Origin of the sequence: Chryseobacterium tagetis (genome assembly GCF_016735585.2) — a bacterium.
Lineage (GTDB): Bacteria > Bacteroidota > Bacteroidia > Flavobacteriales > Weeksellaceae > Chryseobacterium > Chryseobacterium tagetis.
Window position 1 is genome coordinate 422,415 of record NZ_JAERSE020000002.1, and the last position, 19,678, is coordinate 442,092.

At 35.2% G+C, this 19,678-nt stretch carries 22 protein-coding genes; 12 read left to right on the forward strand and 10 right to left on the reverse strand.

The genetic code is table 11. From position 1 onward, the window contains the following. Nucleotides 1-16: 16 nt before the first annotated feature. Nucleotides 17-1,042 (reverse strand): rod shape-determining protein, encoded by a 1,026-nt coding sequence (locus JI747_RS07270; protein ID WP_039371224.1) that lies wholly within the window; start codon nucleotides 1,040-1,042, stop codon nucleotides 17-19. 385 nt (nucleotides 1,043-1,427) lie between these two features. Between JI747_RS07270 and hemA the strand changes: the two genes are divergently transcribed. From hemA to hemE, 6 genes are read left to right on the forward strand one after another with little or no spacing between them, the layout of a single operon-like run. Then, entirely contained in the window at nucleotides 1,428-2,702 is a 1,275-nt protein-coding gene (hemA, locus tag JI747_RS07275) for a glutamyl-tRNA reductase (protein WP_225687306.1), read from the forward strand. Then, nucleotides 2,689-3,597, forward strand: a complete 909-nt coding sequence (gene hemC / locus JI747_RS07280; RefSeq protein ID WP_225687307.1) for a hydroxymethylbilane synthase — start codon at nucleotides 2,689-2,691, stop codon at nucleotides 3,595-3,597. The genes hemA and hemC overlap by 14 nt, the downstream gene beginning before the upstream one ends. Before the next feature lie 22 nt (nucleotides 3,598-3,619). Then, nucleotides 3,620-4,201 (forward strand): DUF1287 domain-containing protein, encoded by a 582-nt coding sequence (locus JI747_RS07285; RefSeq protein WP_225687308.1) that lies wholly within the window; start codon nucleotides 3,620-3,622, stop codon nucleotides 4,199-4,201. A 5-nt stretch (nucleotides 4,202-4,206) separates the two neighbouring features. Beyond that, on the forward strand, nucleotides 4,207-4,863 hold the full coding sequence (locus JI747_RS07290) for a peptidoglycan recognition protein family protein (RefSeq protein WP_225687309.1): 657 nt from the start codon (nucleotides 4,207-4,209) through the stop codon (nucleotides 4,861-4,863). Next, on the forward strand, nucleotides 4,863-5,546 hold the full coding sequence (locus JI747_RS07295; RefSeq protein ID WP_225687310.1) for a uroporphyrinogen-III synthase: 684 nt from the start codon (nucleotides 4,863-4,865) through the stop codon (nucleotides 5,544-5,546). The genes JI747_RS07290 and JI747_RS07295 overlap by 1 nt, the downstream gene beginning before the upstream one ends. A gap of 40 nt (nucleotides 5,547-5,586) precedes the next feature. Further along, a complete protein-coding gene (gene hemE / locus JI747_RS07300; RefSeq protein WP_225687312.1) occupies nucleotides 5,587-6,624 on the forward strand; it encodes a uroporphyrinogen decarboxylase in 1,038 nt (345 codons plus the stop codon). A gap of 191 nt (nucleotides 6,625-6,815) precedes the next feature. Here hemE and JI747_RS07305 read toward each other — a convergent pair whose 3' ends face one another. From JI747_RS07305 to sufD, 4 genes are all read right to left on the reverse strand, one after another. Further along, nucleotides 6,816-7,448 (reverse strand): NAD(P)H-dependent oxidoreductase, encoded by a 633-nt coding sequence (locus JI747_RS07305; RefSeq protein ID WP_225687314.1) that lies wholly within the window; start codon nucleotides 7,446-7,448, stop codon nucleotides 6,816-6,818. 153 nt (nucleotides 7,449-7,601) lie between these two features. Beyond that, nucleotides 7,602-8,420: a T9SS type A sorting domain-containing protein gene (locus JI747_RS07310; RefSeq protein WP_225687316.1), complete on the reverse strand. Its 819-nt coding sequence runs from the start codon at nucleotides 8,418-8,420 to the stop codon at nucleotides 7,602-7,604. Nucleotides 8,421-8,558: 138 nt separating this feature from the next. After that, entirely contained in the window at nucleotides 8,559-9,779 is a 1,221-nt protein-coding gene (locus JI747_RS07315) for an aminotransferase class V-fold PLP-dependent enzyme (protein ID WP_225687318.1), read from the reverse strand. A 132-nt stretch (nucleotides 9,780-9,911) separates the two neighbouring features. Continuing rightward, a complete protein-coding gene (gene sufD, locus JI747_RS07320; protein ID WP_394371131.1) occupies nucleotides 9,912-11,243 on the reverse strand; it encodes a Fe-S cluster assembly protein SufD in 1,332 nt (443 codons plus the stop codon). A gap of 223 nt (nucleotides 11,244-11,466) precedes the next feature. Here sufD and JI747_RS07325 point away from each other — a divergent pair, with 223 nt between their 5' ends. Next, entirely contained in the window at nucleotides 11,467-11,742 is a 276-nt protein-coding gene (locus JI747_RS07325) for a hypothetical protein (protein WP_225687320.1), read from the forward strand. On the opposite strand, the gene sufC is transcribed toward JI747_RS07325, so the two are convergent. The 4 genes from sufC to JI747_RS07345 all read right to left on the reverse strand — a co-directional run bounded on the left by sufC (nucleotide 11,739) and on the right by JI747_RS07345 (nucleotide 14,856). Beyond that, on the reverse strand, nucleotides 11,739-12,482 hold the full coding sequence (gene sufC, locus JI747_RS07330; protein WP_225687322.1) for a Fe-S cluster assembly ATPase SufC: 744 nt from the start codon (nucleotides 12,480-12,482) through the stop codon (nucleotides 11,739-11,741). The two genes, JI747_RS07325 and sufC, sit on opposite strands and share 4 nt — an antisense overlap. 139 nt (nucleotides 12,483-12,621) lie before the next feature. After that, nucleotides 12,622-14,070: a Fe-S cluster assembly protein SufB gene (gene sufB / locus JI747_RS07335; protein WP_225687324.1), complete on the reverse strand. Its 1,449-nt coding sequence runs from the start codon at nucleotides 14,068-14,070 to the stop codon at nucleotides 12,622-12,624. A 38-nt stretch (nucleotides 14,071-14,108) separates the two neighbouring features. Then, entirely contained in the window at nucleotides 14,109-14,483 is a 375-nt protein-coding gene (locus tag JI747_RS07340; RefSeq protein WP_225687326.1) for a four helix bundle protein, read from the reverse strand. A gap of 43 nt (nucleotides 14,484-14,526) precedes the next feature. Next, nucleotides 14,527-14,856 (reverse strand): HesB/IscA family protein, encoded by a 330-nt coding sequence (locus JI747_RS07345; protein WP_039371260.1) that lies wholly within the window; start codon nucleotides 14,854-14,856, stop codon nucleotides 14,527-14,529. A 217-nt stretch (nucleotides 14,857-15,073) separates the two neighbouring features. On the opposite strand from JI747_RS07345, the gene JI747_RS07350 reads away from it, so the two are divergent. Next, nucleotides 15,074-16,012: a GLPGLI family protein gene (locus JI747_RS07350; RefSeq protein ID WP_225687328.1), complete on the forward strand. Its 939-nt coding sequence runs from the start codon at nucleotides 15,074-15,076 to the stop codon at nucleotides 16,010-16,012. A 13-nt stretch (nucleotides 16,013-16,025) separates the two neighbouring features. Beyond that, on the forward strand, nucleotides 16,026-16,868 hold the full coding sequence (locus tag JI747_RS07355) for a GLPGLI family protein (protein WP_225687330.1): 843 nt from the start codon (nucleotides 16,026-16,028) through the stop codon (nucleotides 16,866-16,868). A gap of 42 nt (nucleotides 16,869-16,910) precedes the next feature. On the opposite strand, the gene ypfJ is transcribed toward JI747_RS07355, so the two are convergent. After that, nucleotides 16,911-17,771, reverse strand: a complete 861-nt coding sequence (gene ypfJ / locus JI747_RS07360; protein WP_225687332.1) for a KPN_02809 family neutral zinc metallopeptidase — start codon at nucleotides 17,769-17,771, stop codon at nucleotides 16,911-16,913. A gap of 78 nt (nucleotides 17,772-17,849) precedes the next feature. On the opposite strand from ypfJ, the gene JI747_RS07365 reads away from it, so the two are divergent. The 3 genes from JI747_RS07365 to JI747_RS07375 are packed head-to-tail and all read left to right on the forward strand — an operon-like array spanning nucleotide 17,850 to nucleotide 19,635. Then, nucleotides 17,850-18,173: a hypothetical protein gene (locus tag JI747_RS07365; RefSeq protein ID WP_225687334.1), complete on the forward strand. Its 324-nt coding sequence runs from the start codon at nucleotides 17,850-17,852 to the stop codon at nucleotides 18,171-18,173. Then, on the forward strand, nucleotides 18,173-18,505 hold the full coding sequence (locus JI747_RS07370) for a hypothetical protein (RefSeq protein WP_225687336.1): 333 nt from the start codon (nucleotides 18,173-18,175) through the stop codon (nucleotides 18,503-18,505). The genes JI747_RS07365 and JI747_RS07370 overlap by 1 nt, the downstream gene beginning before the upstream one ends. Nucleotides 18,506-18,507: 2 nt before the next feature. Beyond that, nucleotides 18,508-19,635 carry a glutathionylspermidine synthase family protein gene (locus JI747_RS07375; protein WP_262904143.1) on the forward strand — a complete coding sequence of 376 codons (1,128 nt, stop codon included), beginning with the start codon at nucleotides 18,508-18,510 and terminating at the stop codon, nucleotides 19,633-19,635. Nucleotides 19,636-19,678 lie beyond the last annotated feature (43 nt).

A 19,678-nucleotide genomic window follows, 5' to 3' on the forward strand; every position in this document is an offset into this window, starting at 1 on the left:
CGTAAAAAGGTTAGAATTATTTTATTAGGAAATTGAATTTATCCATATTCTTAAGGGCAATACCTGTTCCGCGAACAACTGCTCTCAACGGATCTTCCGCTACAAAAACAGGAAGACCTGTCTTCTTGTGCAATCTATCTGCAAGACCTCTTAATAATGCACCACCACCAGCAAGATAAATCCCTGTTTTGTAAATATCAGCAGCCAATTCCGGAGGAGTCAAAGAAAGCGTTTCCATTACAGAGTCTTCAATTCTGATAATAGATTTATCCAAAGCTCTGGCAATTTCTTTATAACCCACCATAATTTCTTTTGGCTTACCAGTGATAAGGTCTCTACCCTGAACCGGGATATCATCAATATCAACTTCTAAATCTTCAACGGCAGAACCTACTTCAATTTTAATTCTTTCAGCAGTTCTTTCTCCAATATAAAGATTGTGATGTGTTCTTAAATAATAAGCAATATCATTTGTAAATACGTCACCTGCAATTTTCACAGATTTATCACAAACAATACCTCCTAAAGCAACCACAGCAATTTCTGTAGTACCACCACCTATATCGATGATCATATTACCTTCAGGCTTCTGAACGTCGATTCCAACCCCGATTGCCGCAGCCATTGGTTCGTAAATCAAACGAACTTCTTTTGCGTTTACTTTCTGAGCAGAATCTCTTACCGCTCTTTTTTCAACTTCAGTAATTCCGGAAGGGATACAAATTACAATTCTCAACGCTGGTTGAATGAACTTCCCTTTAATCCCAGGAATTTTCTTGATAAATTCTTTAATCATATGCTCAGAAGCATGAAAATCTGCGATAACTCCATCTTTTAACGGACGAATCGTCTTAATGTCTTCGTGAGTCTTCCCCTGCATATGTTTTGCCTGCTCTCCTACAGCTATAGGCCTACCCGTAGAACGTTCAATTGCTACAATTGACGGCTGATCTATAACAATTTTATTATTATGGATGATAAGGGTATTAGCTGTGCCTAGGTCTATCGCAATTTCTTGCGTAAACATATCGAATAAACTCATATTTTTTTACTTCTGATTTTTTTTAAAGATTTACAAAGATATAAATTTAAGACGACCAAAGACATTCCAAAAGCATATAATTTGGTTAAAATTTTATTAAATTTTCTAATCGCTTATTAACTTTTACGTTAGATGTTTACGAACTTTGAATTCAACCAGATTTAAGATCTTTTGCAGTCATAAAGGGACAATACGGAAATTACGAGCATTTAACATAATAAATATCTCAAATTAAAATAACATGATAAGTCTTAAAACTTTTAACATTCTAATTTAAAGCTTTTAATCTACAACTACCTGTTGCAACGAAATAGTTTTTCACGATAATTATCATATAAACTATCAGAGAATCATTAATTAAAAAAAACGTAAATTTGCTGCGCTTATGTTACAGTATTCCAACATCCATCAAACAGCGAATTTCTCGGTACTTTCCATTAGCTTTGAAAAGGCCGATGTAGAAACCAGAGGAAAGTTTGCCTTCTTTGATGAAAACATCAAAAATTTTGTTACCCGAATTCATGATGAGAACTTAGGGGATGCATTTGTGGTCTCCACATGTAACAGAACCGAAATCTACACCACTTCTCCTAATTACCTTTTGATTGCAGAAGAATATTGCAAAACCATTGGTGTCAATCTGATGGATTTTTTACAGTTTGCCAATATTTTAACAAAAGAAGAGGCTTTAACCCACTTATTCAGAGTGGCAGCAGGACTGGAAAGCCAGATCATAGGGGATTTCGAAATTATCGGACAAATCAAAAAAGCATACAATCGATTTAAAAAAGAAAGACAAAACTCTAATCCTTTTTTAGAAAGAGCGATCAATTCTGCTATTCAGATTTCTAAAAGAATCAAAAATGAAACGGGAATTTCCAACGGAGCTGCTTCTGTTTCTTACGCTGCCGTTCATTATATCCTAAATAGCCAAAAGAGAATTGCCGAAAAAAACATTTTGCTTTTGGGAGTTGGTGAAATTGGTCAGAACACGGTTGAGAATCTGGTAAAACATGTTTATCAGCCAAAAATTAAAATTGCCAACAGAACTCAGGAAACAGCAGCAAAAATTTCTGAAAAATATAATATTCCTCACATTGATTATGCTGACTTTGATAAAGAACTAAGCGGAACTGATATTCTAATTGTTGCGACCGGAGCAAGACATCCGATTGTTGACAAATCTCATTTTCCGAACGGAAAGGAAACTTTAGTAATCGATCTTTCTATTCCCAATAACGTTGATAAAAACGTAATGGAGAATGAAAATGTAACTTTGATTGATGTTGATGAACTTTCAAAACAGATTCAGGAAACGATTCAGCAGAGAGAAAAAGAAGTTCCAAAAGCTGAAGGTATCATCAAAGATCTGACAAAAGATTTTCTTGAATGGGAGAAAAAGAGAAAGCTGGCTCCCAATATTCATCATTTCAAAGCGGTTTTAAAGAATATGGAACGCAATGAAATGCATAATTTTTACAGAAAAAATAAATACATAAACATCACGGACATGGAACTTTCCGATAAAATGATTCAGAAAATCACCAACCGTTTTGCAAAATATATCATCGACAACCCGTTAAAAGCCGAAGAAATTAGTAAATTAATGCACGAAATACTAGTTGAACAACCAAACAACGAATTCAATGAAAAGCATTAGAATCGGAACCCGAAATTCCGCACTTGCTCTTTGGCAGGCAAGAGAAGTTGCGAGACACCTTCAAAACAGTAATTATTTAACGGAAATTGTTCCAATTGTCTCTTCAGGTGATAAAAACCTGACTCAACCCCTGTATTCTTTAGGAATCACAGGTGTTTTTACAAGAGATCTTGATGTCGCATTATTAAATGACGAGATCGATATCGCCGTGCATTCTTTAAAAGACGTTCCCACTCAATTGCCTCAAAATATTGAGATCATTGCTTATCTGGAAAGAGATTTTCCTCAGGACGTTTTGATCAGAAAAGAATCTGCAAAGAATAAAGAATTCCACGAACTGAAACTTGCTACAAGCAGCTTAAGAAGAAGAGCTTTCTGGTTAAAGAACTTCCCGAATGCTGAATTTTCAGATATCCGCGGAAATATTCAAACCCGTCTTCAGAAATTGGAAGAGGGAGATTTTGATGCTACGATCTTATCTTTAGCGGGAATCAAGAGAATGAAAATGGATATCGATTATGAAATGTTGCCATTTTTAATTCCGGCTCCGTCTCAAGGTGTAATTGCCGTGGCAGGACATTCTGATAAAAAAGAAATCAACGAAATTCTACAATCAATCAATCATCAGTCTACTCAAATCTGCGTAGAAATGGAAAGAAATTTCCTAAGCACGCTGGAAGGTGGATGTACAGCTCCAATCGGAGCCTTTGCTGAGATTTTTGAAGACCAGATACGCTTCAAAGCAGCGCTTTGTTCATTAGATGGTAAAAACTGTATTGCAACAGACGAAAGCTTCGTTTATAATGAAGAAGAAAATTTTGGAGAAAAATTTGCAAAAATCGTTCTCGAAAATGGGGGTAAAGAATTAATGACAGAAATTAAAAGTCAGATTTAATTGATTTTAAATTTACCTGATAATGAGAAAGTATTTCACCATTCTTATCATTATGTTTTGTGTTTTAACTTTAAAAGCACAGAATCAGTTTGCCCAAAAGCTTTCTGACGCCGCTTTAAGTTTAACAAAAGACAAAGTAACTTACGATCCTGCTTATTTTATGATAAAATATCCGAATGGAGATATCCCTTCAGATAAAGGAGTGTGCACTGATGTTGTCATCAGAGCCTACAGAAAACTGGGAATTGATCTTCAGAAAGAAGTGCATGAAGATATGGCGAAAAATTTTTCAAAATATCCTAAAACATGGGGCCTGAAAAAGACCGATACGAATATTGACCACCGCAGAGTTCCGAACTTAAGGGTATTCTTTGCCAAATTCGGAAAATCAAAATCTATAGAAACAAAACCTGAACTGTATGTTCCCGGAGATATTGTAACGTGGATTTTACCCGGAAACCTGACTCACATCGGAATTGTTGTGAACAAAAAATCAGCCGACAGAAAACGATATTTAATTGTACACAATATCGGAGGAGGACAGGTTGTTGAAGATTGCTTATTCAAATTTACCATTACCGGACATTATCAATATCAGAAATAAAGAATATGAAAAATATAATTTGTTTTCTGTTTGTATTGATTATCAGTTTTGCAGCAGGACAGAAAAACGAACCCAAAATAATCAATAAACCGATTAATTATTTTGAGGAAAGAATTCGTTTAAGTTTAGAATATATGAAGGAACATCACGGATTGATTCAAAAAACACCGACGATCGTTCCTAAAATGATTGTTCTTCATTACACTGCAGGCGGAACTGTAGAAAGTAACTTCAAATATTTTAATAAAAACACGCTTGAAAGCGGAAGAAGTACTCTGAAAAAACAAAGTACATTAAATGTTTCTTCACAGTTTATCATAGACCGTGATGGTACAATTTACAAGTTAATGGAACCGACTCAATTTGCAAGACACACAATTGGACTGAATTACTGCGCGATCGGAATTGAAAATATCGGAAGTAAAAAAGAACCGCTTACCGAAAAACAGGTTTCAGCCAATGCACAACTGGTAAGATATTTAACTCAGAAATATAAAATCGAATATCTTATCGGTCATTCGGAATATGGAGTTTTCAGAAATTCAAAACTCTGGAAGGAATCTGACCCGAATTATTTCACAGGAAAAGAAGATCCGGGAAAAGATTTCATGAACAAAGTAAGGCTTCAGGTGGCCGATTTACATTTAAAAGACAAGCCTTAATGAAGATTTTATTTACCAAAAACATAGATCCAATGATATTATCCAAAGAATTAGGAGAGGGTATTTCGGTTGATTGTGTTGAGGTAATTAAAACAAATCCATTAAAAATAAAACCTTTTAACCTGAAAGATTATTCACTGATTTTTACGAGTTCAAAAGGAGTAAATTCTTTTTTTAAAAACGGTTTTAAACCCAATGAAGATTTCACGGCAAAGAATTACAATAAAATTTATTGCGTCGGAGAAAAAACTAAACGGGAAGTAAGAAAAAATGGTTTCGGAACTTTTAAAGTTTTGAAAAATGCCGATACGCTTTCAAAATTTATTATTACCCATTGTCAGCATGAAAAATTTCTGCACTTCTGCGGAAACATAGCGTTAGACGTACTTGACGAAAATCTTCCACTACAGAACATCAGCTATAAAAAATTCACGGTTTACAACACAGAGGAAATCAATCCGTTGATAAATGAAAAATATCATGTCGGCGTATTTTTTAGTCCGAGCGGAGTTCGTAGTTTTGCAAATCGAAATTCTTTTGATGATATGACCTTGGTTTCTATTGGCGAAACGACTGCCAATGAGCTGAGAAAGTATACTTCAAACCAGGTTTTAGTATCGGAAGGAAATAATCTGATCTCTGTTTTGAAGTTGATCAGAAAAGAAATTTTAAACAAAAATTGAATATTTAATTGTCTTTTTGACAATATCAGTCTACTATATTATGATTAAGAACGACCTATATTTAAAAGCACTTCGCGGAGAAACCGTAGAAAGACCGCCAGTTTGGATGATGAGACAAGCAGGAAGATATTTACCTGAATTCATTGCACTACGTGATCAATATGATTTCTTCACAAGATGTCAGACTCCTGAATTGGCTTCCGAAATTACGGTACAGCCGATCAGAAGATTTCCGTTGGATGCTGCGATTTTGTTCTCAGACATTTTGGTAGTTCCGCAAGCAATGGGAATTGATTTTAAGATGAAAGAATCTGTAGGGCCTTGGTTGGATACTCCAATCAGAACAATGGAACAGGTTCAGAATGTTGTGGTTCCGGATGTTAATGATACATTAGGATACGTTTTTGATGCCATTGAACTGACACTGCAAAAATTAGATAATGAAATTCCATTGATCGGTTTTGCAGGTTCTCCCTGGACGATTCTTTGTTACTGTGTAGAAGGAAAAGGAAGCAAGGCTTTTGATATTGCTAAATCTTTCTGTTTCCAGCAACCGGAAGCGGCTCATTTATTACTTCAGAAAATCACCGATACTACAATTGCTTATCTGAAAAGAAAAGTAGAAAAAGGAGTTTCTGCGGTTCAGGTGTTCGATTCTTGGGGAGGAATGCTTTCTCCGACTGATTATCAGGAATTCTCTTGGAAATATATCAATCAGATCGTTGAAGCTTTAAGCCCTTTAACTCACGTTGTTGTTTTTGGAAAAGGATGTTGGTTTGCATTGGAAGATATGGTACAGTCTCCGGTTTCAGCTTTAGGTGTTGACTGGACGATCAAACCTGAATTTGCAAGAACATTAACGAATCATACGATGACGCTTCAGGGGAATTTTGATCCTGCAAGATTACATTCTACGCCTGAAACGATCAAGAAAATGGTGACTGAAATGATCAACCGTTTCGGAAAAGACAGATATATTGCGAATTTAGGACATGGTATTCTGCCTAACATCCCTGTGGAAAATGCGGAAGCATTTATCAGAGCGGTGGTGGATTGGAAGCCAACTGTTCAGTTTTAATCTCTCGCAGATGACACAGATTTTTACAGTATGCTTGTCATTCCGTAGGAATCTATGTTCAAGTATTTAAATTATATTTAAATGCGTTGTTGAGATTCTTACAGAATGACAAGGTTTAAGTTTAAATAATATATAAATCCCCTTTCAAGTGCTGAAAGGGGATTTTTTATGAATAAAAATCAATTAAATAATTAGTTAACTTCTGTAATGAAATCTTCTTTTGATTTTCTCACCTTAGTAAGATTCACCAACCAATCATTTGAAGCATCTCTGTAACCTATTGGCAACAACAGAACGCTTTTCAGACCTTTTTCTTTTAAATTTAATATTTCATCCACCGCTTCAGGAGAAAAACCTTCCATTGGCGTAGAATCAACTTCTTCGAAAGCTGCAGCGATAATTGCCGCCCCAAAAGAAATATAAGCCTGTTTAGCTGCATGAGTAAAGTTTTCTTCAGCAGATCTTTGCGGATAGGTACCCAACAACATTTGTCTGTAGTTTTCCCAGCCTTCGTTTTTAAATCCTCTGATATCATTTGTCAGATCAAACATTTTGTTGATTCTTTCTTCTGTATAGGTATCCCAAGCTGCGAAAACCAAAAGATGAGAACAATCCGTAATTTGTGGCTGGTTCCAAGCATGAGGTTTAATCTGTTCTTTGATTTCCTGATTGGTAACAACGATGATTTCGAAAGGCTGAAGACCACTTGATGTTGGTGCTAGTCTTGCTGCTTCTAATATTTTATCCACCTTTTCCTGTGGTACTTTTTGACCGTTCATTGCTTTGGTAGCAAATCTCCAGTTCAATTTTTCAATTAATTCCATAGATTAAATTTTGACCCAACAAAATTACTTCATGCTCAACAACATTGGTGCATGAATTTTTAAATTTGATCTATTGTTAACATCTATTATTCAGGGTGAGATCAATAATTTTAAAAAAATAAGAAGCTCCCGAAATTCAGAAGCTTTTTTAAGTTATTGTTTGATGATTTTCTTTTTAATAACATTTTCACCATCATCGATGACAATCATGTAAGTTCCTCTAGGAAGATCAGATAGGTTATATGATTCTGCGGCTCCGGTAAATGTTTTTACAAACTTGCCAGACATATCAATTACAGAAACCTTTGAATTCGATTTTAAATCAGATTTAATATAAAGATTATCTCTTACAGGATTCGGATAAATCTGGAGTTTATCTTCAGCGGAAACCTCAGAAGTTGCCAATGAAGCACTTGTAATCGTTACATCATCAATTGCCGCTCCATAGGAATAATCTCCCGCATCATCATAAACAAACCTCAGCTGGAAATTAGCATTGATATAAGGTGTTAAATCAATGTTTGTAGCATTGTCATAAGCTTCAATCGTATACATAAAAGTATTCCAATCAATTCCCCATTGTCCGGAATCTCCCACAGAACTGAATACCTGAATCCAGGAAGTCCCGTTGAAAACCTCCACTTTTATCGTAGAATCAAGATCGTAGATCATATTGGCATATTTAAATGACAATTTTGGACTTGTAACTCCCACGAGATTGATCACCGGTGACACTAATCTTGCATTAGAATTAATAGAAGAAGGTCCCGCATCATCATCATCAAAAAAAGCTGCACCACTCGGAAAAATAACAAAACCTGCTTGACTGCCCACTCCCCAGTTATACGTCGTATCCGGATTATTGACTGTCCATCCTGAAGGCATTGAACCCCCGTTGAAATTTTCAGAAAACACTTGTGCATTAGATAATATTCCACAAGCTAACAAGAAAAAAAGTAATTGTTGTTTCATAGTAATATTTTTAAGGTAAACTAAATATAGTGAATTTTTTTTAAATAATACCACATAAATCACTCATTTTCAAATACATTAAAATAAAACAGCACTTCTAAATTTCAGAAGTGCTGTTTTATTTATTTTTTTAAAGGATTAACTTAGCATTCGCTGTGCCTTTTTCACTCCTTCTACCAAAGAATCAATTTCTTCGAAAGTATTATAAACAGCAAAGCTGGCTCTTACCGTTCCTGCGATATTAAAGAAATTCATGATAGGCTGAGTACAATGATGTCCTGTTCTTACAGCAACCCCCATTTTATCAAGGATCATTCCTACATCGGAAGAAATTCCTACTCCTTCAAGATTAAAAGAAACAACACCCGTTCTGTGCGCTTTTTCACCATATACTTTCAATCCTTCTATTTCCAAAAGTTGTCTTTGCGCATATTCCAGTAAAGCGTTCTCATGACTCTGGATATTCTCCTGTCCTACTTTTTGAATAAAATCAATGGCTGCTCCCAACGCAATATTTCCTCCCACATTCGGAGTTCCTGCTTCAAATTTAAAAGGAAGTCCTGCATACGTTGTTCCGTCAAAAGAACACGTTGCTATCATTTCTCCTCCCCCATGAAACGGTGGCAGATCTTCAAGAACTTCCTGCTTTCCGTATAAAATACCTGTTCCCATTGGAGCATACATTTTATGCCCCGAAAACACAAAGAAATCACAGTCCAGTTTTTGAACATCGATTGTAAAATGCGGTGCAGACTGGGCTCCGTCAATCACAATATAAGCATTGGAATTCGCTCTCGTTTTGGAAATGATTTCTTCAATAGGATTTACAATTCCCAAAGCATTTGAAACCTGATTTACAGAAACCACTTTCGTTTTCTCACTTAAAAATTCATCCAACTTATCTAATTGAAGAATCCCGTTTTCATCGATCGGAATGACTCTTAATTTTGCTCCGGTTCTTTCACAAAGCAATTGCCAAGGAACAATATTTGAGTGATGCTCAAGATAAGAGATGATAATTTCATCGTCTTTTTTTAATTTCTGAGTTAAAATATAAGAAATAAGGTTCAACCCTTCCGTTGTTCCTTTTGTGAAAATAACTTCAAAATCATGTTTTGCATTGATGAATTTCTGAATCTTTCTTCGGGAAAGCTCCATTTCTTCTGTTGCTAATTGGCTTAATGTATGAATTCCTCTGTGTACATTAGCATTGATCTCTGTATAATATTTGTTCCAAACCTCTAAAACCGAATTGGGTTTTTGAGAGGTTGCTGCATTATCTAAGTAAACTAAAGGTTTACCATTCACCTTCTGATCTAATATAGAAAACTGACTTCTGATTTCCTGAATGTCAAACATTTATTAAATTTTTAAATTAAACCGTTCTTATTTAGAACTCTTCAAATTTACGGCTTTTTCTTAATACTTGCTGTTAAAGAAAAGCAAAAAGCACTTCAGTCCGAAGTGCTTTTTTATATTTTCAAATATTTATTAAAACTCAATATCTACTTCTAATTTCTCCGCCAAAAGTTTTGAGATCTTTTCTTTCAGAGGTTCAATATCGATATTCTGCATGGCATCGTTTGCAAAAGCATATAAAAGTAACGCCTGAGCTTCTTTTTTAGAAATCCCTCTTGCTCTCAGATAGAATAAAGCATCTTCATTCAGCTGACCGACTGTACAACCGTGAGAACACTTCACATCATCTGCAAAAATCTCAAGCTGAGGTTTTGTATCAATGGTTGCTCCTTCACTTAATAAAACATTGTTGTTTTGCTGATAAGCATTCGTTTTCTGAGCAATTTTATCTACAAATACTTTCCCGTTGAAAACTCCGTGAGATTTCCCGTTGAAAATACCTTTGTAGTTCTGATAACTTTCACAATTCGGCTGATTGTGGTGAACCGCTGTATGATGGTCTACCAACTGGTCTTTCCCGATAATGGTGATTCCGTTCATGAATGAATTGATATTCGATCCGTTCTGAATGAAATCTAAGTTGTTTCTTACCAATTTACCTCCGAAAGAGAATGTGTTTACAGTCGTTAAACTGTCTTTTTCCTGTTTTGCGAAAGTATTGTCAATTAAGTAAGAAGTATCGTTATCGTTCTGTAATTTATGCCAGTCTGCTTTTGCATTTGGGTAAGTGAAGATTTCAGTCACAGAATTTGTCAATACATAAGTACTGTCAAAATTATGGTGACTTTCAATAATCTCTACTTTCGCTCCTTCTTCTACGATCAATAAATTTCTCGTATTATAAAACGTATTTTCTTCCTGATTCTGAGAAATGTAGAAAACGTGAATTGGTTTTTCAATCACTACATTTTTAGGAACTTTCAAGAAGAAACCGTACTTGCAATATGCTTGGTTTAAATTCGTAAAAGCGGATTTATCTGCAGCAATAGTATTAAAATATTTGTCGAAAATATCTTTATGCTTCTCATCATTCAATGCATAATTAAATGAAAGAAACTCAACATTTTCAATCGAAACTTTTGATAATTCTTTATGAAGTTTACCATTTACGAAAGTGATCCAGTCAAAATTCTCTTCACCAAGATGCAATTCATCTAATTGTTCTTTAGTGATGTTATGACTTTCTTTCGGAAAAAAATTGTATTCTTTTTCAGTAATCTCCTTTAAGTTGGTATATTTATATTCTTCGTCTTTCTTAGTCGGGAAACCAATATTTTCGAATCTTTGAAGAGCCGCTTTTCTGTCATCATCCAGAAATCTGTGATGAAGACTCTCCAAAAAGTCATTATGGTTTTCTATAACCTGTTCTTTTAAAGTCATAATTTTGACGCTTTCGCTATTCATTTTTTAATTATGTTTTTTCTAATTAAGTGAAACATCGTATCACTAATTTAGTTGTAATGATTTAGACTTTTTAAATCCCCAAATTCCTAAAATCAGAAGAAGTATATAAAACAAAGCCATTCTGTAATAGGCTCCGAAAAATAAACTCATAGGAATCCAGGAAGTTATCAAATTAAAAATAAAAAATGTAATCCAAACAGATACAAAAGAATATATACTCAGAATGATCTTTGATCTAACCACTGTAGTATTTTCAATTCTTTTATTCAATATCCAAAATCCAATCATGGCCGGAATTGAAAAAATAAATCCCAAAAGTAAAACCTTTAAAATAACCGGATCAAATACTTTGTTAAATTTAAAAAAACATAATTTAATTAATGACAAAAGTACAGGAACTGAATTCGTAAAAAGCCAGACTTTAATGGTATATTTCATCTATCACAATTTGAATACATTCAATATTTTAATTGATGAGGAATTAAGTTTATCTCCTTAATTCAAAAGCCAGTCGTACCCTTTTTCTTCAAGTTCTAAAGCAAGAGATTTGTCACCTGTTTTGATGATTTTTCCGTTTGCTAAAACATGAACGAAATCCGGTTGAATATAATTAAGCAATCTCTGATAGTGGGTAATCAAAAGAACCGCGTTTCCTTCATTTTTAAATGCATTTACACCGTCTGCAACGATTCTTAATGCATCAATGTCTAATCCTGAATCGGTTTCATCAAGAATCGCCAATTTCGGATCAAGCATCATCATCTGGAAGATCTCGTTTCTTTTCTTTTCACCTCCCGAAAAACCTTCATTCAATGATCTTGAAAGGAAATCTTTTTTGATTCCCAATTGCTCAGATTTCTCACGGATTAAAGCCAACATTTCTTTGGCAGGCATTTCAGATAATCCTTTTGCCTTTCTGTTTTCATTCATCGCTGCTTTGATGAAATTCGTTACAGAAACACCCGGAATTTCTACTGGATATTGGAAAGAAAGAAAAATCCCTTTGTGAGCTCTGTCTTCAGGAGCATCTTCGATGATATTTTCACCTCCGAAAATGATTTCTCCGTCCGTAACCTCATAATCTTCTTTTCCTGCGATCACAGAAGAAAGAGTAGATTTACCAGCTCCGTTCGGCCCCATGATAGCATGAACTTCACCCGGTTTTATTTCAAGATTGATCCCTTTTAAAATTTCTGCGCCGTCTTCAATTTTGGCGTGCAAGTTTTTTATATTTAACATACATTCAAATTTATCGCAAGGTCAAATTTTGAGAATCCTTTGTAACACTAAACCACAATTAACAAAGGTATTAACACTAGCGAATGAAATATTATTTTTTTATTTTTTTAATCTTAATTCCCTTTTCAATAAACTAAGATTATCCTACAGAACCTTCTAAAGAAATCTCAAGTAATTTCTGAGCTTCAATAGCAAATTCCATTGGTAATTTATTTAAAACTTCTTTACTGAAACCGTTTACGATCAAAGCAATTGCTCTTTCCGTATCGATACCTCTCTGGTTACAGTAAAAAATCTGGTCTTCTCCAATTTTTGAAGTCGTAGCTTCGTGTTCCAATTGCGCAGTCGGATCTTTGATTTCGATATAAGGGAAAGTATGTGCTCCACATTCGTTACCCATCAGCAAAGAGTCACACTGAGAGAAGTTTCTTGCTCCTTTTGCAGTCGGCATTACTTTAACCAGTCCTCTGTATGAATTCTGAGATTTTCCTGCAGAAATACCTTTAGAAATGATCGTAGATTTTGTATTCTTTCCGATATGAATCATCTTTGTTCCCGTATCAGCATACTGATGATTGTTGGTCACCGCGATCGAATAGAACTCACCTACAGCATTATCTCCTTTCAAAATACATGAAGGATATTTCCAAGTTACTGCAGAACCTGTTTCAACCTGAGTCCAAGAGATTTTTGCATTCTTTTCACAAAGTCCTCTTTTCGTCACGAAATTGAAAACTCCTCCTTTTCCTTCTTCATTTCCTGGGTACCAGTTCTGTACGGTTGAATATTTAATTTCAGCATTATCCATTGCGATCAATTCAACCACCGCTGCGTGAAGCTGGTTTTCATCTCTCGATGGCGCTGTACATCCTTCAAGATAAGAAACATAACTTCCTTCGTCTGCAATCACAAGCGTTCTTTCAAACTGACCTGTTCCTGCCTGATTGATACGGAAATAGGTTGATAATTCCATCGGACATTTTACTCCTTTTGGAATATAACAGAAACTTCCGTCAGAAAATACCGCAGAATTCAACGCTGCATAGAAATTATCTCCTCTCGGAACTACTTTTCCAAGATATTTTCTTACCAGATCAGGATGATTTTTAATAGCTTCAGAGATGGAACAGAAAATAACTCCCTTTTCCATCAATGTATCCTGAAAAGTTGTCTTTACAGAAACTGAGTCTATTACGATATCTACAGCAACACCCGAAAGCCTTTTTTGTTCCTCAATATTGATTCCTAATTTTGCAAAAGTCGCCAATAATTCAGGATCTACTTCATCTAAACTTTCCAGTTCAGGTTTTGCCTTTGGAGCAGCGTAATATTTAATCGCTTGAAAATCTGGTTTTTCATATTTAATATTCGCCCATTCCGGCTCTACCATTTTCAACCAGATTCTGAAAGATTCCAAACGCCATTCTGTCATCCATTCCGGTTCCTCTTTTTTAGCAGAAATCGCACGGACAATATCTTCATTTAAACCCGTTGGGAAATCTTCGTAGTCGATTTTCGTTTCCCAACCGAATTCATATTTTTTATTTTCTAGATCGACTCTTAGATCGTCTTCAGTATATTTACTCATAATTTATTAAGAGATTTAGACATTAAGAAATTTAGATATTACTTAGCGTCCAAAGTGCTCTTTTCAAGATATTTTATAAAATGATAAATCTCTTTTGTTATTTCCAGACACTCGTTATTAAGTGTATTGAAAATCTCATCATTGATTTTCTCTAAACTGTGTAAAACAAATAACATATTTCTCACTTCTGCGCAGCTTCCCTTTGCAATCCAAAGAAATCTGATAAATTGTTTATTACTTCCATATTCTGAGCCTTCTGCAATATTATTACTTATTGATAAAGTTGCTCTTTTTAGTTGATCTTTGAGTGAAAATTCTTTTTGCAAATTTTCATTATCAAGAATTTTGAAAACTTTAACTGTGAATGAAATTACCTTTTTATAAATTGGAAAATTTTCAAATGAAACAGTCATAAATAATTTCTTAATTTCTTAATCTCTAAATCTTTTAATCAGTCTAAAGACTGAAAGATTCACCGCATCCACATGTTCTTGATGCGTTCGGATTGTTAAAAACAAATCCTTTTCCGTTCAAACCTCCGGAATACTCTAGAATTGTTCCTGCCAAATAGAGGATCGATTTTTTATCTACAATAATTTTAATGTCATTGTCTTCAAAAACCTGATCAGTGTCTGTTTTTTCGTTGTCAAACTTCAAAACATACTCTAAACCAGAGCATCCCCCACTTTTCACCCCAACTCTTATATAGTCTTCAAAAGGTTTAAAACCATCTTCTGTCATCAGTTGGATGGCTTTTGCTTTTGCTTGATCTGATACTTTTATCATTGTATTTATTTAGAATGATTTACTTTCTGCAAAAATACGAACTAATTTCCGCAATCTCAAATTGAAGATATCTATTTTAATGATTCTGTTATTAATAAGATTATTCTTAAGAGGGTTGATAATGTTAAAAAATGTATAAATTTTCTCTCCCAAATCTGCAAATTCCGTTTTTGATTTAACTTTGAGCAGTATTTTTCATCTATTAAAAAAATTAACAATGAAACAGAAATTGCTTGTTTTTTTTGTATTGTTTTCATTAGTAAAGTCCTACGGACAGACAACGCGATATATTTATGAAACTTCGGTAAATCCCGATTCCATCAATCTGGTGACCATGAAAACGGAAAGAACTTTTCTGGATATAAAAGCAAATCGATCTTTATTTATCAGCGAAAATAAATTAATCAGAGACTCTTTATTCGCCTCTTTTAAACCTGAAGAAAAAGAAAACAGGAAAAAAGAAGAGAAAGATTTTTCAAAATCCGGAAAAATTAAAAGACCTGAAGCTACTTTTTTTGAATATTTTATTACAAAAGAGATTCCTGAGCAAAAAGTTTACTATCATGACAAAGTGGGTGTAAAGCAGATTTATTATCAGGAAGACCGCCCTATGAAATGGGAAATTAGCAATGACACCGGAAAACAGAACGGATATTCTGCGCAAAAAGCAGTTGTTAATTTTGGAGGAAGAATCTGGACGGCATGGTTTACAAAAGAGATTCCTATTTCCGATGGTCCTTATAAGCTTTCAGGCTTACCCGGACTTATTGTAAAATTAGAGGATGACAAAGGCGATTACAGGTTTGATCTTGTAAAAAAAGTGATTGTTCAAAATGCTTTTGATGAAGTGATAAGCTCTGATGCGAAACAAAGCACCAGAATTAATTTTAACGGAGACAAAGCGGCATTGGAATTAGAATTCTCGAAAAACAGAAAAAACATGGCCGGAAATGGTGAAGGAATGCGAAATTTCGGCGGCGGCGGACGACATGGCGGAGGAGGAATGCCCGGTGGAGGAATGAGCGGAATGCAAGGTGGCATGGGACATCGTGGCAGTATGGATGGTGGTATGCAACAGATGCCAAGTATGAATGCGGAAAGCGGAGGTTCTCCAATGCTGAATACAGCTCCTCAAAACCCAATTGAATTAAGATAAAAAATATAAATAAATGAAAAAGTTAGAAATTATAGCTTTAGCGTTATTCATGCAGACCGCTTTTGCACAAGCCAACAGATTTGTGTATCAGGTGACTATGAAACCGGACGCTTCTAATAAAAATGATGTAAAGACCGAAAATGCCTATCTGGATATTTCGGCTGAAAAATCTCTTTTCTATTCTGAAAACAGGGTTAAAAGAGACTCTATTATGCAAAAAGCCTTTCAAGGTGGAGGCGGAAGAGGAAGCATCAACAGAGATCAAATGGAAAGTCTGAGATCGAACATCAACTACTCTGTTGAAAAGGATAAAGGAAATCAAAAGACCATTTATAAAGACCGATTAGGCCGTGATATTTACGTATATGAAGAAGACCGCCCAATCAACTGGAAAATTTCTTCTGAAACGACCAAAATAGGAGATTATAAAGTTCAGAAAGCAGAAACGAATTTCGGAGGCAGAAAATGGACGGTATGGTTTACTACAGATCTACCGTATCAGGATGGGCCTTATAAATTCAGCGGACTTCCCGGACTTATTGTTAAAGCTGAGGATGACAAGGGAGATTATTCATTTGACCTAATGAAAAATTATAAAATCGCAGAAATTCCTGCTTTGAATCAGTTTGGGAATGTGATCAAAGTAAAAAGAACAGATTTTGTAAAACAACAGGAGAAGTTTAAAACAGACCCAATGTCATTTATGAATCAAGGAGGTGGCGGACCTAATGCACCGATGAGAATTGGTGGCGGAGGTGGCGGCGGAAATCAAAATCCCGGCGACATGAGAAAGAGAATGGAAGAAAGGGTAAAAGATGAAGCCAAAAGAAACAGCAACCCTATAGAATTGCAATAAACTAAAATTCCTGAAGATTTTCTTCAGGAATTTTTATTTTGATTAATTACTTAAAAGCTGATTGAAGGTGTCTCCCTGTCGGATATCTCCGGTATTGTATCCTTTCATAAACCATTCTTTACGCTGAGCCGAGGAGCCATGAGTAAAGCTTTCCTGATTTACATATCCCTGAGATCTTTTTTGAATATTATCATCGCCCACTGCTTCTGCAGCATCTATTGCAGACTGAATATCACCAGGCTCTAATATATGCTCTCTGTTATCTGTCTGTTTTGCCCAAAGTCCCGCATAAAAATCAGCCTGAAGCTCTGTTGCAACAGAAACTTTATTCACCTGTGCTTCGGAATAATTTCCGCTTGTTCTTACTTTATCAGTTTCACCCAACGTTCCCAAAAGGTTCTGTACATGATGTCCCATTTCGTGAGCCAATACATAAGCAATAGAGAATTCTGTGACTTTAGCTCCGAAGCGCTGTTCCAGTTCTTTGAAAAAACTCATATCCATATATACCGTCTGATCTACAGGACAGTAAAAAGGCCCCATTGCAGATTGAGCCGTTCCACATCCTGATTTTGTGGTACTTTCAAATAAAACGACTCTTGCAGGGGTATATTTTAATCCGTTGTCAGCAAAAACTTTAGTCCAGGTTTCTTCATTTTCGGCAGTTACCATTTGTACGAACTCTCTTATTTTAAGTTCATTTGAATTCAATTCCCTTTGTTCGGTTTGCGCTCCTCCACTTCCCATGTTTCCTGAAGAGAGAATAGAAGAAGGGTCTCCTCCCAGAAAAAATACAATTGCCGCAATGATAAGCGTACCAAGCCCTCCTCCCACAATCACACCGCCACTTCCAGAGCCTCGCCTGTCTTCTACGTTACCGCTTCTTTCGTCTGTCCATTTCATATTTTAGTTTTATTTTATATGTAAATTTAAAATAATATCATTACTAAATAATTACTTTTGTGAAAAATTAAAACTAAAGTGAAAAAAATTCAAATTTTCCTTTTATTATTGGGAATAGTAAGCTTACAGTCTTGTAATGAAGACCATAAGGAAGATGAAGTAAGCAGCATCGACAAAAATGCTTCTATTGAAACCGAACTTTCCGTAAAACATATTGACACCGCAGATATTTTAATCACCAAACATAAAATCTGGAAAAACAACAAACTTTTCAGAGAGATCATTAAAACAGATACCATTCCTTCTTTGGGAGATACTCTCGTGACTGGTGAAGACAATAACGGTTATGATCAGACTGCAAAGACCAAAAAAGATTACGAATTTTATATCACCGTTCAGTAATGAAAAAATCAAGTTCTATAAAATTACTTTTTGTAACCGGACTTCTTGCTTCATGTACCCAAAACAAACCTGAAGATCAATGGAAGAATGAGAAAAAAGTATACATGAGATCTGATTCTTCGGCATCTTATACGCGAAGTCACGGTTTTATGCCCGGATATTTTTGGTATCATGCTTTCAGACCTTACGGTTCTTTTCACAACGGTTCTTTTCAAAGAGCCGGATATTACAGTGATGCCATCAGTTCCAAATCAAATGTGGGAAGAAGTACTTATAAAGGAAATGTAGTAAGAGGAGGATTGGGCAGAAGCGGATTTAGAGCATCATCATAATTATGGAAAGAATTACATCAGCATTCCGAAAAAACTGGGAACACAAACTTGAGAACTTAGGTTTTGGGTATCATTCTTTGGAAGGTCTTTACTGGGATGAAAGTCATTATTATCAGTTCTCATCAGAAGAGATCAACAAAATAGAAAACGCTACTGCTGAGCTTTGGCAAATGTGTCTTGAAGCGGTAGATTATATTATTGAAAAAAATCTTTGGCACAGGTTCAATATTCCGGACTGGTTTAAAGATTATATCATTACAAGTTGGGAAGAAGATCACCCTTCCATCTATGGCAGGTTTGATTTTGGTTTTGACGGTACCAATCTAAAGCTTTTAGAATTCAATGCGGACACTCCTACATCTCTATATGAAGCTTCTGTGGTACAATGGTACTGGCTTCAGGAAATGTACCCGTACAAAGATCAGTTCAATTCTATCCATGAAAAGCTGGTTGATTACTGGAAGTATCTTAAGAACTACATGAATCCTCATTATATTTATTTTGCATCGCTTACGAATATTGAAGATGTAACGAATGTGGAGTATTTAAGAGATTGTGCAACTCAGGCAGGATTTGACACCGAATTTATCGCGATTCAGGATATTGGCTGGGCAGAAGATGTTGAAGAATTTATTGCCGGAGATAAAACCATTATGGAATATATCTTCAAGCTGTATCCTTATGAATGGATTCTTGATGATGGTTTCGGTGAAAAGCTGGTTAAAAATAATTTCAGGTCTCAATGGATAGAGCCTGCCTGGAAGCTACTGCTTTCATCAAAGGCAATTTTACCCATTCTTTGGGAACTCTATCCCAATCATCCTTATCTGCTTGAATCGTATTTTGAACCAAAGCATTTAAAGGATTTCGTAAAAAAGCCTATATATTCCAGAGAGGGAGCAAATGTAACTTTATTTAAAAACAACATTCCTTTAGAGCAAAACAGCGGCGTTTATGGAAAGGAAGGTTACATATATCAACAATTATTTGATCTTCCTAATTTCAACGGAAATTATCCCGTTATCGGCAGCTGGGTAATTGGTCAGGAATCAGCAGGAATCGGCATCAGAGAATCTGTTAATTTAATTACCAATAATCAGAGTCGTTTTATTCCTCACCTGATTGATTAAAATAAAAAAGGAGCTTGATGTAAGCTCCTTTTTTATTTTATTT